The organism is Flavobacterium sp. Root935 (assembly GCF_001429295.1).
Classification (GTDB): domain Bacteria; phylum Bacteroidota; class Bacteroidia; order Flavobacteriales; family Flavobacteriaceae; genus Flavobacterium.
In genome coordinates, this window is the sequence record NZ_LMJL01000007.1 from 702367 (window position 1) to 716551 (window position 14185).

The 14185-nt window shown below is 33.3% G+C and carries 16 protein-coding genes; 5 read left to right on the forward strand and 11 right to left on the reverse strand.

Annotated elements, in window-relative coordinates; all coding sequences use genetic code 11:
* Positions 1-10: 10 nt before the first annotated feature.
* Positions 11-1249, forward strand: a complete 1239-nt coding sequence (hflX, locus tag ASE40_RS04580) for a GTPase HflX (RefSeq protein ID WP_057115612.1) — start codon at positions 11-13, stop codon at positions 1247-1249.
* A 166-nt stretch (positions 1250-1415) separates the two neighbouring features.
* On the opposite strand, the gene ASE40_RS04585 is transcribed toward hflX, so the two are convergent.
* The 6 genes from ASE40_RS04585 to ASE40_RS04610 all read right to left on the reverse strand — a co-directional run bounded on the left by ASE40_RS04585 (position 1416) and on the right by ASE40_RS04610 (position 5531).
* Positions 1416-2366, reverse strand: a complete 951-nt coding sequence (locus ASE40_RS04585; protein ID WP_057115614.1) for a DUF3078 domain-containing protein — start codon at positions 2364-2366, stop codon at positions 1416-1418.
* 77 nt (positions 2367-2443) lie between these two features.
* Complete coding sequence (locus ASE40_RS04590; RefSeq protein ID WP_057115616.1) at positions 2444-2953, reverse strand: DUF2480 family protein; 510 nt, start codon at positions 2951-2953, stop codon at positions 2444-2446.
* A gap of 85 nt (positions 2954-3038) precedes the next feature.
* Positions 3039-3362, reverse strand: coding sequence for an SUF system Fe-S cluster assembly protein (locus tag ASE40_RS04595; RefSeq protein ID WP_025570977.1), 324 nt, complete (start codon positions 3360-3362; stop codon positions 3039-3041).
* Between the two features lie 86 nt (positions 3363-3448).
* Positions 3449-3874 (reverse strand): SufE family protein, encoded by a 426-nt coding sequence (locus ASE40_RS04600; protein ID WP_057115618.1) that lies wholly within the window; start codon positions 3872-3874, stop codon positions 3449-3451.
* 2 nt (positions 3875-3876) lie between these two features.
* A complete protein-coding gene (locus tag ASE40_RS04605; RefSeq protein WP_057115620.1) occupies positions 3877-4302 on the reverse strand; it encodes a hypothetical protein in 426 nt (141 codons plus the stop codon).
* A gap of 14 nt (positions 4303-4316) precedes the next feature.
* Positions 4317-5531, reverse strand: a complete 1215-nt coding sequence (locus ASE40_RS04610) for an aminotransferase class V-fold PLP-dependent enzyme (RefSeq protein WP_057115622.1) — start codon at positions 5529-5531, stop codon at positions 4317-4319.
* A 218-nt stretch (positions 5532-5749) separates the two neighbouring features.
* On the opposite strand from ASE40_RS04610, the gene ASE40_RS04615 reads away from it, so the two are divergent.
* Both ASE40_RS04615 and ASE40_RS21960 read left to right on the forward strand, forming a co-directional pair.
* Positions 5750-7099 carry a serine hydrolase domain-containing protein gene (locus tag ASE40_RS04615; protein ID WP_057115624.1) on the forward strand — a complete coding sequence of 450 codons (1350 nt, stop codon included), beginning with the start codon at positions 5750-5752 and terminating at the stop codon, positions 7097-7099.
* Positions 7100-7108: 9 nt separating this feature from the next.
* A complete protein-coding gene (locus ASE40_RS21960; protein ID WP_157848498.1) occupies positions 7109-7285 on the forward strand; it encodes a hypothetical protein in 177 nt (58 codons plus the stop codon).
* Positions 7286-7388: 103 nt separating this feature from the next.
* Here ASE40_RS21960 and sufD read toward each other — a convergent pair whose 3' ends face one another.
* The 5 genes from sufD to ASE40_RS04640 all read right to left on the reverse strand — a co-directional run bounded on the left by sufD (position 7389) and on the right by ASE40_RS04640 (position 11999).
* Complete coding sequence (gene sufD / locus ASE40_RS04620; protein ID WP_057115626.1) at positions 7389-8705, reverse strand: Fe-S cluster assembly protein SufD; 1317 nt, start codon at positions 8703-8705, stop codon at positions 7389-7391.
* A 47-nt stretch (positions 8706-8752) separates the two neighbouring features.
* Entirely contained in the window at positions 8753-9142 is a 390-nt protein-coding gene (locus ASE40_RS04625; RefSeq protein ID WP_057115629.1) for a four helix bundle protein, read from the reverse strand.
* Positions 9143-9223: 81 nt separating this feature from the next.
* A complete protein-coding gene (gene sufC, locus ASE40_RS04630) occupies positions 9224-9970 on the reverse strand; it encodes a Fe-S cluster assembly ATPase SufC (protein WP_029271512.1) in 747 nt (248 codons plus the stop codon).
* Positions 9971-10136: 166 nt separating this feature from the next.
* Positions 10137-11585, reverse strand: a complete 1449-nt coding sequence (gene sufB, locus ASE40_RS04635; protein ID WP_057115631.1) for a Fe-S cluster assembly protein SufB — start codon at positions 11583-11585, stop codon at positions 10137-10139.
* An 84-nt stretch (positions 11586-11669) separates the two neighbouring features.
* Complete coding sequence (locus tag ASE40_RS04640; RefSeq protein WP_012023267.1) at positions 11670-11999, reverse strand: HesB/IscA family protein; 330 nt, start codon at positions 11997-11999, stop codon at positions 11670-11672.
* A gap of 334 nt (positions 12000-12333) precedes the next feature.
* Between ASE40_RS04640 and ASE40_RS04645 the strand changes: the two genes are divergently transcribed.
* Both ASE40_RS04645 and ASE40_RS04650 read left to right on the forward strand, forming a co-directional pair.
* Entirely contained in the window at positions 12334-13248 is a 915-nt protein-coding gene (locus tag ASE40_RS04645; protein ID WP_057115632.1) for a hypothetical protein, read from the forward strand.
* A gap of 74 nt (positions 13249-13322) precedes the next feature.
* Entirely contained in the window at positions 13323-14180 is an 858-nt protein-coding gene (locus ASE40_RS04650; RefSeq protein ID WP_057115635.1) for an MBL fold metallo-hydrolase, read from the forward strand.
* Positions 14181-14185 lie beyond the last annotated feature (5 nt).

A 14185-nucleotide genomic window follows, 5' to 3' on the forward strand; every position in this document is an offset into this window, starting at 1 on the left:
ATTCAAGACTATGTTAGAAAAAGAAGTTATAAATTTTGAGAGAACAGTAATTGTTGGAATTGTTACTCAAAATCAAAGTGAAGAAAAACTAAATGAATATTTGGACGAATTAGAGTTTTTGACATTTACCGCAGGAGGTGAAGTTATTAAACGCTTTTCGCAGAAAATGGAACGTCCGAATCCGAAGACTTTCGTGGGTACGGGAAAAATTGATGACATCAATCTTTTTGTAAAAGAAAACAAAATATCGACAGTAATTTTTGATGATGAATTAACGCCTTCACAGCAAAAAAATATTTCGAGAATTATTGATTGTAAAATTCTGGATAGAACCAATTTGATTCTGGATATTTTTGCGCAGCGAGCTGAAACTTCATATGCAAGAACTCAGGTAGAATTGGCTCAATGTCAGTACTTACTTCCAAGACTTTCTGGTTTATGGACACACCTTGAGCGTCAAAAAGGGGGTATTGGTATGCGTGGACCTGGAGAAACAGAGATCGAAACCGACAGACGTATTGTGCGTGACAGAATTTCGTTGTTGAAAGATAAAATCAAAACCATTGACAAGCAAATGAGCATTCAGCGTAGTAATCGCGGTGCGATGGTTCGTGTGGCTTTGGTTGGTTACACAAACGTTGGGAAATCGACTTTGATGAATGCAATTGGTAAAAGTGATGTTTTTGTTGAGAACAAATTGTTTGCAACTTTGGATACTACAGTTCGAAAAGTGGTGATTAAAAACTTACCATTTTTGCTTTCAGATACTGTTGGTTTTATTCGAAAACTGCCAACCCAATTGGTTGATTCTTTTAAAAGTACACTAGATGAGGTTCGTGAAGCAGATTTGCTTTTGCATGTTGTAGATATTTCACATCCTGATTTTGAGGATCATATAGAATCTGTAAACAAAACGTTGCAGGAAATTAAAAGTAATGATAAGCCAACGATCATGGTTTTCAATAAAATCGATGCTTACCGTCATCTCACTATTGAAGAAGATGATTTAATTACCGAAAGAACCCGCAAACATTATACACTCGAAGAATGGAAACAAACTTGGATGAATGATGTAGGAGAAGGCAAAGCTTTATTTATCTCAGCAAGAGAAAAAGAAAACTTTGAAGAATTTAGAGAAACGGTTTATGAAGCTGTTCGACAAATTCATATTACTCGTTTTCCTTATAATAAATTTTTGTATCCAGATTATAAGGATGCGATTGAGAAGGAAGAAGAAAATGAAGAATAATAAATTTTTTACCGCAAAGAGCGTTAAGATTTTTATATTATAGTATCATAAAAAACAAAGTTCGCAAAGCTAAATAACATCCAGCTTTGCGAATTTTTATTATATAAAATTGAGCTTTGAAAAAACTTTGCCTCTTTGCGGTAAAATATAATAAGGACTTTATAGATTAAAATCCGAAGTTAACTCCTAAACCAAATACTTCTCGAGTTTGGAGACCTTCAAAAGCGTTATCATCGTAAATTGCTTGGAATGCTAAGTTAGCAGATAAGAATTTGTTTATTTTCATTATGATATTCAAAGAATAATTGATATCAACATTTTGAGGATCTTCTAAATAATTAGAGTATAAATTCAATGTGTTTTCTGCAGTTACATTGGTCATAATAGCCAATTTGTAATAAAGTGAAGCATAAAAACCTAGTTCATAGCGCATTGTTTTGCCTTCGTCAACTCCAAAATAATCGCCATCTACATAAGGCAGACCTGTAAATCTATCAATTCCGCTTGTATAAGCATTGTCTACAAAAGTGAATTTTGAAGTAAGCGGTGCAAAATTTATTTTCAGATTTTCATCTTTAGACCAATAAATACCAGGTCCAGTAGTTAGATATCCAGGTGACATGAATTTAGTCTGCTCAGTTCTAATTTCTTTTCCGTTAGCATTCTGACCGTAAATATAACCCGTTGTAAATTGCGTTCTAAAGTTTAAAAAGAAAGAGTAGTACCACTCGCCAAAAGCTCTTTTCCCTACAATTGAATTAAACTCTAATCGGTCATCGGTTTTTTTTCCGAAGTCGGTATTTTTAGTTTGTAAAAGTCCGTAAGAAGCAAGGATTTTATTATCCCAGGTTACATCGTCTTTTTTATAATTAAAGTCATAGTTTATTCCTAAAGTTCCAGAAAAACTATCTTCACCACCAGCGATCCAGTTGTTGAAGCTTGATTGGTTTAACAAAAGAGATACTGTTCCTTTTGCTTTCCAGCCTTCTCCTTCAATAGTATCATTAATTTTTTTTACTGCTTTTTCGGTATTCTGAATTAATTCTTTTTCTGAATTTTGTGCCTGAACAATAGCAAAGTTCGCTAAAATGCATAGTAATAACGCCAGCTTTCTCATGGTTGTTTAGTTTAAGTGTATTATCAAATATACTAAAAACCAATTGAAACTAGATAATTATCGCTTGTAATTGCAGGTTATTTCTTAGATTCTTTGTATAAAGGTACTGCAGAGCATGCTTCGCCATACATTATGCTGCGAGCAAATGGCTGTAAATAATTTGCAGCTAAAATATAAGCACGCATAGGAACGGGTTTTCTAGAACAGCCTTTTACAATTACGGGTTTGCTTTTGTAAACAGAATAATCAATTTTACTTAAAATCTCTTCGTAAAGACTTGCATCTAGATCTTCGATTGTTCCGTTAACTACTTTTTTGGCATACGGAGCTAAATGAACACTAACCAGAATTAATGCCCAAGCTGGAATAATAGCATCTGTACTGCAATGTACAGCAACATATTGATCCTGATATTGCGACCAATCATGATTTTTCAGGTGCTCTCTAAAGTCTTTTTCTTTCAATAAAAATCCTTCCAAAAGCCATTGCGAAATGTCAATCTGCACACGCATTCCTTTTGGATAATAATCCTCTAAATCAAAAACTTCTAAAGCACTATTGGCAACTTTATTGATAATTTCTTCCATGTGAAAAGTTAGTTTCAAGTTTGAGGTTTCAAGTTCCAAGTTGAGTAACCTGAAACTTTAAACCTGAAACCTGAAACAAATATTTTTAAAGCATTCCTAATTCTAATTTCGCTTCTTCGCTCATTAAATCTTTACTCCAAGGTGGATCAAAAGTAATTTCTACTTCAACATCTTTAATGTGCTCGATTGTTTTTACTTTCTCTTCAACTTCGCGTGGTAAACTTTCTGCAACTGGGCAGTTTGGAGAAGTTAAAGTCATTAGAATTTTTACTTCGTAATCTGTGTTTACCATTACGTCATAAATTAATCCTAACTCGTAAATATCAACAGGGATCTCAGGATCGTAAATTCCTTTTAAAATTCTTACGATTGATTCTCCTAATTCGTTTGTGTCTATTTCTTGTTCCATTGTTTTTATTTGTTTTTTGCCACGAATTTCACAAATTTCCCGAATTAAAATTTGTGTTAATTCGTGAAATTCGTGGCAGAAGAAATTTAATTTTTGTTTTTTGAATCAAATGCTAAAGCATACATTTTGATGTTTTTAATCATCGAAACCAAACCGTTAGCACGTGTTGCTGATAAATGCTCTTTTAGACCTATTTCATCAATAAAATCTACATCAGCTTCTAGAATGTCTTTTGCTTTTTGATTAGAGAAAGCACGAATTAAAATTGCAATTATTCCTTTAGTCAAAATAGCGTCGCTGTCTGCCGTGAAAACAATTTTATCGTCTTGTTCTTCACCTTGTAACCAAACTTTTGACTGGCATCCTTTAATTAAATTCTCATCGGTTTTATATTCTTCTTTAATCAGCGGAAGCGTTTTTCCGAGCTCGATGATGTATTCATAACGCTGCATCCAGTCGTCGAACATTGAGAATTCATCTATTATCTCGTTTTGTATTTCTTTTATTGTCATAATTATTCTTTAACAAAATCAACTAATAAATTTACTAGTTTTTCGATTTCTTTTGGAGGAAAACCATTGTCGAAACCTTGTGTTTCATAGGTTTTTCCATCCTTTGTTATTTTTAAATTTCCTATTGCAGCGCCATCGTATGTACGTTTGTCAGTTGGAGCTTTTAAAGAGGAAAGATTGTCTAAATTAACTTTGGAAAATGCAGTAACAATTTCGTTCCATTTTGCATCATCAATATTAATTTGCACAGGTTCAGCATTACGTGCTGTAGTAACCAAAACCGATTTGTTTTGTGCTACGATAGTTTTGTAATAACCTCTTGAGTGGGCAGAATATTCAATTTGTGTTGAAGTCATATCTGTTTTTTTTTGACTGCAGCATCCAGTTGCAATAAAAAGCGTTAAAAGCAATAAAGACAATATTCTCATAAAAATAGTTTTTTTTAGCTTAGCATTGTTTGTGCTTTTTTAACGGCATCAACCATTAAATCAATTTCTTCTTTAGTATTATAAAAAGAGAAAGAAGCACGAATTGTTCCAGGAATACAGAAGAAACTCATAATTGGCTGTGCACAATGATGTCCGGTTCTTACGGCAATTCCTAATTTATCTATAATAGAACCAATATCATACGGATGAATTCCATCAATATTAAACGAAACTACAGATGCTTTATTTTTCCCCGTTCCGTAGATTCTCAAACCTTCTATTTCAGATAAACGTTTTGTGGCGTATTCCAAAAGTTCGTGTTCGTACTCTTGAATATTTTCGAAACCAATAGTATTCAAATAATCAATTGCAGTTCCAAGAACAATTCCGCCGGCAATATTTGGTGTACCTGCTTCAAATTTATGAGGCAAATCTGCGTAAGTAGTTTTCTCGAAAGTAACTTCTTTGATCATTTCGCCGCCGCCTTGATAAGGAGGAAGTTTGTTTAACCATTCTTCTTTTCCGTATAAAATTCCAGTTCCGGTTGGACCGCACATTTTATGTCCTGAAAAAGCATAGAAATCGCAATCCAATTCTTGAACATCTGGTTTTAAATGCGGAACTGCCTGAGCACCGTCAATTAAAACAGCGGCACCAACAGAGTGCGCTTTATCAATTATATATTTTATCGGATTAATGATTCCAAGTGCATTTGAAATATGGTTAAGTGTAACCACCTTTGTTTTTTCCGAAAGCAAAGCATCAAACTCTTCTAGAATTAATTCTCCGTTTTCATTAATTGGAATTACTTTTAAAACCGCCCCTGTTTTTTCACACAACATCTGCCAAGGCACAATATTACTGTGATGTTCCAATGACGAAACAATTACTTCGTCACCTGGTTTTAAAATTGAAGCAAAACCATTGGTTACTAAATTAATACCATGAGTTGTTCCCGAAGTAAAAAGCACTTCATGAGCATGTTTTGCGTTTATATGTTCTTTTACTTTACCACGAGAAATCTCGTAAGCGTCAGTAGCTAACTGGCTTAAAGTGTGAACGCCACGGTGAATATTGGCGTTGATTTCTTGATAATATTTTACTTCGGCATCGATCACAACTTGTGGTTTCTGAGAAGTAGCTCCGTTGTCGAAATATACTAAAGGTTTTCCGTTAACTTTTTGGTTAAGAATTGGAAAATCAGCTCTTATTTTTTGAATATCTAGCATGTCTTATTTAGAAAAAATCTATTTACAAAAGTACTAAAACTAAATTTGTTTATACAGGAATTCTATAATTTCCTTTTATGGCATCATTGTTACAAGGCGTAAATGCTGATTCTGTAAAAATCGGTTGACTTTTCTGAATTATCTGAATCAGATTTATAATTTGAGTCCTAAAAACGTGAACATAAATTATTTATATTGCAATAAAAAATAACGTATCAATGAAAAAATTTCTCAAAGTACTTCTGCTTGTAGTTGTTCTGGCTTTTTTATATTTCGGATTTACAACTTACCCTAAACTGGATTTGATTTCTGGATTTTCTGCCAAGAGTATTGCATCAGGACATTTTATAGATAATCGTTCGAAAGAATTAATTGAAAAAACCGACAATGATATCGACATGATTGATTTGGCAACGAATGCAATTGATGATGCAGGAAAATTTGCAACTTCAAATGTTTATGGTTTAAAAGAAAGAAAAGCGATTTACAGAGAAGGTTTAGGTGCTGTTTTGATTAATGATGATTTTGATGTTTCGAAACCGTATCTGCTGCCAAAGAGAACCAAATTGGTTAATAATCTTCCTTTTCCTTACGGTAATAAGGAGCCAAAAGATACCGCATTTTCGAATGTTGATTATTCCAAATTAAAAAAAGCGGTTGATAATGCTTTTGATAAACCTAGTGGCGGAACAAAAAGAACCCGCGCCGTTGTAGTTTTATATAAAGACAAATTAATTGCCGAGAAATACGATAAAGGTTTTAATAAAGACAGCAAAATTTTAGGCTGGTCGATGACAAAAAGTATCACAAGTTCGGCTTTTGGTGTTTTGGCAAAACAAGGAAAAATCGATATTTACAAACCGGCACCAGTTAAAGAATGGCAAAATGACGAACGCAAAAATATTACGCTTAACGATTTGCTTCACATGAATTCTGGTTTAGAATGGGAGGAGAACTATAGCACCATTTGTGATGCTACACAAATGCTTTTTCAAGCAGAAGATATGGGAAAAGTACAAATGGATAAGCCGGCTCAATTTAAACCCAACACACATTGGAATTATTCTTCTGGAACAACCAATTTATTATCCCTGATTTTAAGAAGACAATTTAAAACGCAGCAAGAATATCTTGATTTTTGGTACAGCGCTGTAATCGACAAAATAGGAATGAATTCGATGATTGTGGAACAGGATATGTCAGGAACTTTTGTTGGTTCTTCTTACGGATGGGCAACGCCACGCGACTGGTCTAAATTTGGATTGTTATATCTAAGAAAAGGAAACTGGAACGGCGAACAAATCCTTGACGAAAGCTGGGTAAAATATACTGCAACTCCAACGAATACTTCTGAGGGAAAATACGGTGCGCAATTTTGGCTGAACGCGGGAGGGAAATTTCCAGATGTGCCTCGTGATATGTTTTATTGCAGCGGTTATCAAGGACAAATGGTGGCAATTATTCCGTCTCTGGATATGGTTGTGGTGAGAATGGGAGTAAGAGAAGGTGATAAAAGTTTCGACTTTAATGGGTTTTTGAAGCAGGTAATTGAGAGTGTGAAGAAGTAAACAATAGTTATGATAAAAAACAAAGTTTTACAATCGGTTTTAATGATAATTGGAGGTTGGTTCTCAATCGGCTTAGGTTATTCTACTAATCTAGGTTATTCGATAATAAATACATTTTGTTTTTTAGGAGGTATTGTATTGTTTTTTATTGGAATTATAATGTTTGTTTTAGCAGTAAGAGATTAAAAATTTAATCGCAAACGCCAAGTAAAAAGCGCAAAGTTCGCAAAGTTTATATAAAAAACTTTGCGAACTTTGCATAACCTTTGTGTCTTTGCGGTAAACCTGACTACAAATCAAATCCTAAATTCACGCCCAATTTCATGGCAATGATTTTAGTAATTCTTTGTTTTAATTCTGGTATTTTTATGCTTTCGATAACGGCATTTGAAAATGCGTACATCAATAGAGCTTTTGCTTCTTTTTTCGGGATTCCGCGAGACTGCATGTAGAACATTGCTGTTTCATCTAATTGTCCAACAGTACAACCGTGAGAACATTTTACGTCATCTGCAAAAATCTCTAATTGTGGTTTTGCGTTGATAGTTGCTTTGTCACTCAATAAAATGTTGTTGCTTTTTTGGAAAGCGTTTGTTTTTTGAGCTTCTTTTTCTACCAAAACTTTTCCGTTGAAAACTCCAGTTGAGCGATCAGAGAAAATTCCTTTATAATCTTGGAAACTTTCGCAGTTTGGTGTTGCGTGGTTTACTAAAGTATAATGATCAACGTGTTGTTTGTCGTTTAAGATAGAAATTCCGTTAAGCGTACTTGTCAATCTTTCTCCAAAATGGTAAAAATTTAAGTTGTTACGAGTTAGATTTCCTCCAAACGAAAATGTATGAACAGAAGCATGACTTTCTTGTTGCTGAGAAACATAAGTGTTGTCAACTAAGTTAGCTTCGCTATTATCATTTTGAATTTTGTAATAGTCAACAATCGCACGTTTTTGAGTAAAAATCTCAGTAACAGAATTTGTTAAAACTGGATTTTCATTCAAACTTTGGTGGCGCTCGATAATTTGAACGTGTGAATTTTCACCCACAATAACTAAGTTTCTTGGCTGAACCATTAATGCAGCTTCGTTTCCTGTTGAGAAATACATTATCTCAATTGGTTTATCAGCTACTTTTTTCTGTGGGATATTGATAAAAGCACCTTCAATTGCAAAAGCTGTATTCAATGAAGTCAAGCTGTCATCTTTACTTGCTATTTTATTGAAGTAAGTATCAATAACCATTTTGTATTTTGGTTTGGTCAATGCCGATGACATCAAACAAACATCGATTCCGTCGTGAGTTGTAGAAGATAAATGTGAACTAAAAACACCATCAATAAACACTAATTTATAAGTGTCAATTTCGTGTAAAAAGTATTTTTTTACCTGATTAAATTCGATTGCATTTTCCTGCTTAGGAAAAACCGTAAAGTCATTTTTTAAGATGGCATTTAGCGATGTATATTTCCAAGCTTCTTCTTTTTTGGTTGGGAAACCTTTATTTTCGAAGTTTTTTAAAGCATTTGTGCGTATGTCGTGTAAATCTGAATGTACATCGACACGCTCTTCAAAAGCCATAAAAGACGATACTAATTTTTCTTTTAAATCCATTGTTCTTTTGTTTCCTTCGGTGTTTCAGGTTTCAAGTTTCAGGTTGCCTATTGAAACTTATTCCCCTTGAAATCTTTTTTATTTAGGTAAGTGATAAAGTTTTTTATTTTACCGCTTAAATTTTCATAATCCTTTTTTAAAGCTTCGAATTTTTCTTCTGAAATATATTCAAAATCAAAAATTCGATATAACTGAGATCTTGTTTCTCCCGCTGAGCCTTTTGCAATTGATAAAAATTGTCGAAATTCTAAATTTCCATCTCTTTCAAATCCTTCAGCAATATTATCCATTACTGAGCCAGAAGAACTTTTGATTTGATTTTTAAATCTGAGATCAGATCTTAACTCTGTTTCAACTGAAATAAAATGTATTTCTTTTGCTAATCGTCGAGCTTCTTTCCAAATTTCTAAATCCTCAAATCTATTAATTGTTGCCATTTCTATTTTTATTGTTTTAAGTTAAAACTTACAAATATAGTTTGTAACTTGAAACTAAAAAAACATGAAACCTGAAACAAATTAATTCTCCGCTTTAATCCAGTCGTATCCTTTTTCTTCCAATTCGTAAGCCAATTCTTTTCCTCCAGATTTTACAATTCTTCCGTTGTAAAGAACGTGAACAAAATCTGGAACGATATAATCTAACAAACGTTGATAGTGAGTGATTACAATAATTGCGTTTTTGTCGCTTTTTAATTTGTTAACTCCATTAGCCACAATTCTTAAAGCATCGATGTCAAGACCAGAATCTGTTTCGTCAAGAATAGCCAATTTTGGTTCCAACATTGCCATCTGGAAAATCTCGTTTCTTTTTTTCTCTCCTCCAGAAAAACCTTCGTTTAAAGAACGAGATAAAAATTTACGGTCGATTTCTAATAATTCAGATTTCTCACGAATTACTTTCAACATTTCATTTGCAGGCATTTCTTCCTGACCGTTTGCTTTACGAGTTTCGTTGATAGCAGTTTTCATAAAGTTAGTTACACTAACTCCTGGAATTTCTACCGGATATTGGAAAGAAAGAAAAACTCCTTTGTGAGCTCTTTCTTCAGGAGCTAAATCAGCAAGATCTTCTCCGTCAAGAATTACCTCCCCGTCTGTAACTTCGTAGTTTTCGTTTCCTGCAATAACAGCAGAAAGTGTACTTTTTCCAGAACCGTTTGGTCCCATAATAGCGTGAACTTCTCCAGCTTTAACTTCTATATTAATTCCTTTAAGGATTTCTTTATCACCAATTGAGGCGTGAAGGTTTTTTATACTTAACATGTTATTTTTGTTTAAAGTTTAAAGTTTCAAATTCTTAGTTTTAAGAAATGCTACTTTAAAATCTTTTTTTGTTTAAACTATTTATTTTTCAATTTAGGTTTTGTGAAAAGTTTCTATTTTAAGGATCAAAGCATTTGTAAAACTTGAAACCTGAAACTTTAAACTTTTATCCCACAGATCCTTCTAAAGAAATCTCTAATAATTTTTGAGCTTCTACAGCAAATTCCATTGGAAGCTTATTCAATACATCTTTACTGAAACCGTTTACAATTAAGGCAATCGCTTTTTCAGTCGGGATACCTCTTTGGTTGCAGTAAAAAACTTGATCTTCTCCAATTTTACTTGTAGTTGCTTCGTGCTCGATTTTTGCTGATGGATTTTTACTTTCGATATAAGGGAAAGTATGCGCACCGCAATTGTTACCCATTAACAATGAGTCACACTGCGAAAAGTTTCTTGCATTCTCTGCTCTTGAAGAGATTTGCACTAAACCACGGTAACTGTTTTGTGATTTTCCAGCAGAAATACCTTTAGAAATAATAGTCGATTTAGTATTTTTCCCTAAATGGATCATTTTAGTTCCAGTATCTGCTTGTTGGTAATTATTCGTAACGGCGATTGAATAAAATTCTCCTACTGAATTATCTCCTTTAAGTACACAAGAAGGATATTTCCAAGTTACAGCAGAACCAGTTTCAACTTGTGTCCAAGAAATTTTAGCGTTTGTTTCGCATAAACCTCTTTTGGTTACGAAGTTGTAAACTCCGCCTTTTCCTTCTTTGTTTCCAGGGAACCAGTTTTGAACAGTAGAATATTTAATTTCAGCATCATCCAAAGCAATTAATTCAACTACAGCAGCGTGCAATTGGTTTTCATCACGGCTTGGAGCTGTACATCCTTCAAGATATGAAACATAACTTCCTTCATCTGCAATGACAAGAGTTCTTTCGAATTGTCCTGTTCCTGCTTGATTGATTCTGAAGTAAGTAGAAAGTTCCATTGGACAACGAACGCCTTTTGGAATATAGCAGAAACTTCCATCAGAGAAAACCGCTGAGTTTAATGCTGCATAGAAGTTGTCTTTTTGAGGTACAACAGTCCCTAAATATTTTTTTACTAATTCAGGATATTCTTTAATAGCTTCAGAAATCGGACAGAAAATAATTCCTTTTTCAGCCAAAGTTTTCTTGAAAGTTGTTGCTACAGAAACAGAATCGACCACAATATCCATTGCGACATTGTTCATCATTTTTTGTTCATCAACAGAAATTCCTAACTTTTTGTACATCTCTAAAAGTTCTGGATCAACATCATCCAAAGTTTTATTAGGATCTACTTGTTTTGGAGCTGAATAATAAGAAATTGCCTGAAAATCTGGTTTTTCGTAATTTACATTTGCCCATTCTGGCTCGATCATTTCTTTCCAAGCACGGAAAGCCTCGATGCGCCATTCGGTCATCCATTCAGGTTCTTCTTTTTTAAGCGAAATAGCTCTAACAATCTCTTCGTTTAAGCCAATAGGGAAAGTCTCAGATTCTATATTGGTATAAAATCCGTACTCATATTCTTTTGTTTCCAGTTCGATTTTTAAATCGTCTTCGGTGTATTTGCTCATTATTTTTTTATTGTCTAAATAGTTTTAAAGTCTAAAGTTCGAAAGTCATTTTAAGTCCTTACGACTTGCGACTTTCAGCTTTGACTAAAGAGAGAATGATTCTCCGCAGCCACAAGTTCTGCTTGCATTTGGATTATTGAAAACAAATCCTTTTCCGTTTAATCCGCCAGAAAATTCTAAAATTGTTCCAGCTAAATATAGAAATGATTTTTTTTCAACAGCAATTTGGATATCATTGTCTACGAATATTTTGTCGTCTTCTCCTTTGGTTTTGTCAAATTTTAAATCATAAGACAAGCCAGAGCATCCACCGCTTTTCACGCCTACTCTTACGTAGTCGCTTGCGGCGTCAAAACCATCGTCAGTCATCAAGTCGATGATTTTCTTTTTGGCAGTATCAGAAACTTTTATCATTGTTCTTAGATGTTTGTTTTTTAATAAGCATTTCTTGTCTGTAATTAATTTAGTACAGATTTAAAGCGCTAATTTTCAATGTTAAATAGAAATTATCTGCAAAGATACGACTTAAAAACCTTTTTCCATAACGGTTCACATTATTATAACAAATGAGAAAATAGATATTAGTTATTTTGATAAAATCAACCTGAAAAAAGAGGCTAATAATTCGAATAAATTAATTTTACGATTTTAAATTGAATTTATTGCCTATAAATGTTAAAAAACAAGTATTTATACTCAATTACAACCCATGCTTTATTGGTACTTTTGCAATAAATTGTGAGTAATTATGAAAAAACAACAGAAAAATAATTGGGTAAAAATCTTTTTTGCAGTATTTTTTGTTTTTGGAGTAGGTGCTGCAGTACTAGTTTTTAGCAATGAGTCTGATAAAAATGAAAATAAGGTTAAAAAAGAAAGTACTTCCAAAATTCCATTTGTTAATACAGAAAACACGGAACAAAAAAATATTTTAGATTCTCTAAATACACTCAAGGCTGCGTACGATATTGCAATTTTAGAAAAAACGGCGCTATCTCAAGAGTTGGAGCTAGAGCGTAAGAATGTTGAGAATTTAATGGAAATCATTAAGGCTTCTCAAAATCCATCTGCTGCTCAAATTAAAATATTTAGAAATCAACTTTCAGATTTGAATTTTTCTTTAGAAGGAAAAGTGTTAGAAATTAAGAAATTGAAATCTCAGAATAAAAATTTATTGACAGAAATTGAAAGTCAGAATGTTGTAATGTACAACCAAAAAGCAGAAAATGATACACTTATTTCTAAACAAAAGAAATTAGAGTCTACCTTAAAAGATGCATCAAAACTTTCTCTAAGCAATTTTAAAGTAATTGCTCTGCGCGAAAAAAGCTCGGGAGCAGAACTGGAAACTACAAAGGCAAAAAGTACAAAAAAACTTAAAGCTATTTTTACTGTTAATGGAAATGCTGTTGCAAAAACAGGAAAAAGAATCTTTTACATTCAAGTACTCGACCAGAAGAATAATGTTTTGGGTGATAATAAATTGATTGAATTTGGAAATGATAAAGCTCTGGTATATAGTTTTATTGTGAGCACAGATTTTCAGGGTAAATCGGTAAATGTGTATGGAATTCTAAATGACCAGTTTAAAAAAGGAACCTATTTTGTCAATTTCTTCGACAAGCAGGAAATAATGGGAAGCGCTTCGATTACCTTAGAATAAGCGTTTTTTAAAAATAAATTGTAGTAAAAGGATTTTGTATTTGCTAGCTTTGTTCTTTTACAAAAATCAAACTAATGAAACTTTACCCAATCGAATCTGGAAATTTTAAATTAGATGGCGGTGCTATGTTTGGTGTTGTTCCAAAGACAATATGGAACAAAACAAATCCTGCTGACTCTAATAATCTCATTGATATTGCCGCACGCTGTTTATTGATCGAAGACGGAAATCGTTTGATTTTAATTGATACAGGAATGGGCGATAAGCAATCGGAAAAGTTTTTTGGCTATTACTCACTATGGGGTTCGCATTCTATAGATAAATCCTTAGCAAAATACGGTTTTAACCGAGATGATATTACAGATGTTTTTATGACACATCTTCATTTTGATCATTGCGGCGGAAGTGTTCAGTGGAATTCGGATAAAACAGGATATGAACCAGCTTTTAAAAATGCAAAATTCTGGACAAATGAAAATCATTGGGAGTGGGCTACAAAACCAAATCCAAGAGAAAAAGCGTCTTTTTTATCTGAAAATATTCTACCAATGCAGGAGAGCGGACAATTGAATTTCATCGAAAGACGAGAAACCGATTTTGGATTTTCAAAAGAAATGGGCTTTGAAATTTTCTACGTAGACGGCCACACCGAAAAACAAATGATTCCTTATATCAAATACCAAGATAAAACAATCGTTTTTTGTGCCGATTTATTAGCGACTGCCGGACACATTCCACTTCCTTATGTTATGGGTTACGATACAAGACCATTGCTGACGATGCCAGAAAAATCAAAATTCTTGAATTTAGCAGCAGACCAAAATCATTATTTGTTTCTGGAACATGATGCACATAATCAAATAATAACTGTTGAACATACAGATAAAGGAGTTCGATTAAAAGAGGTTTTTACCTGCGAAGAAATTCTTTAGATAGA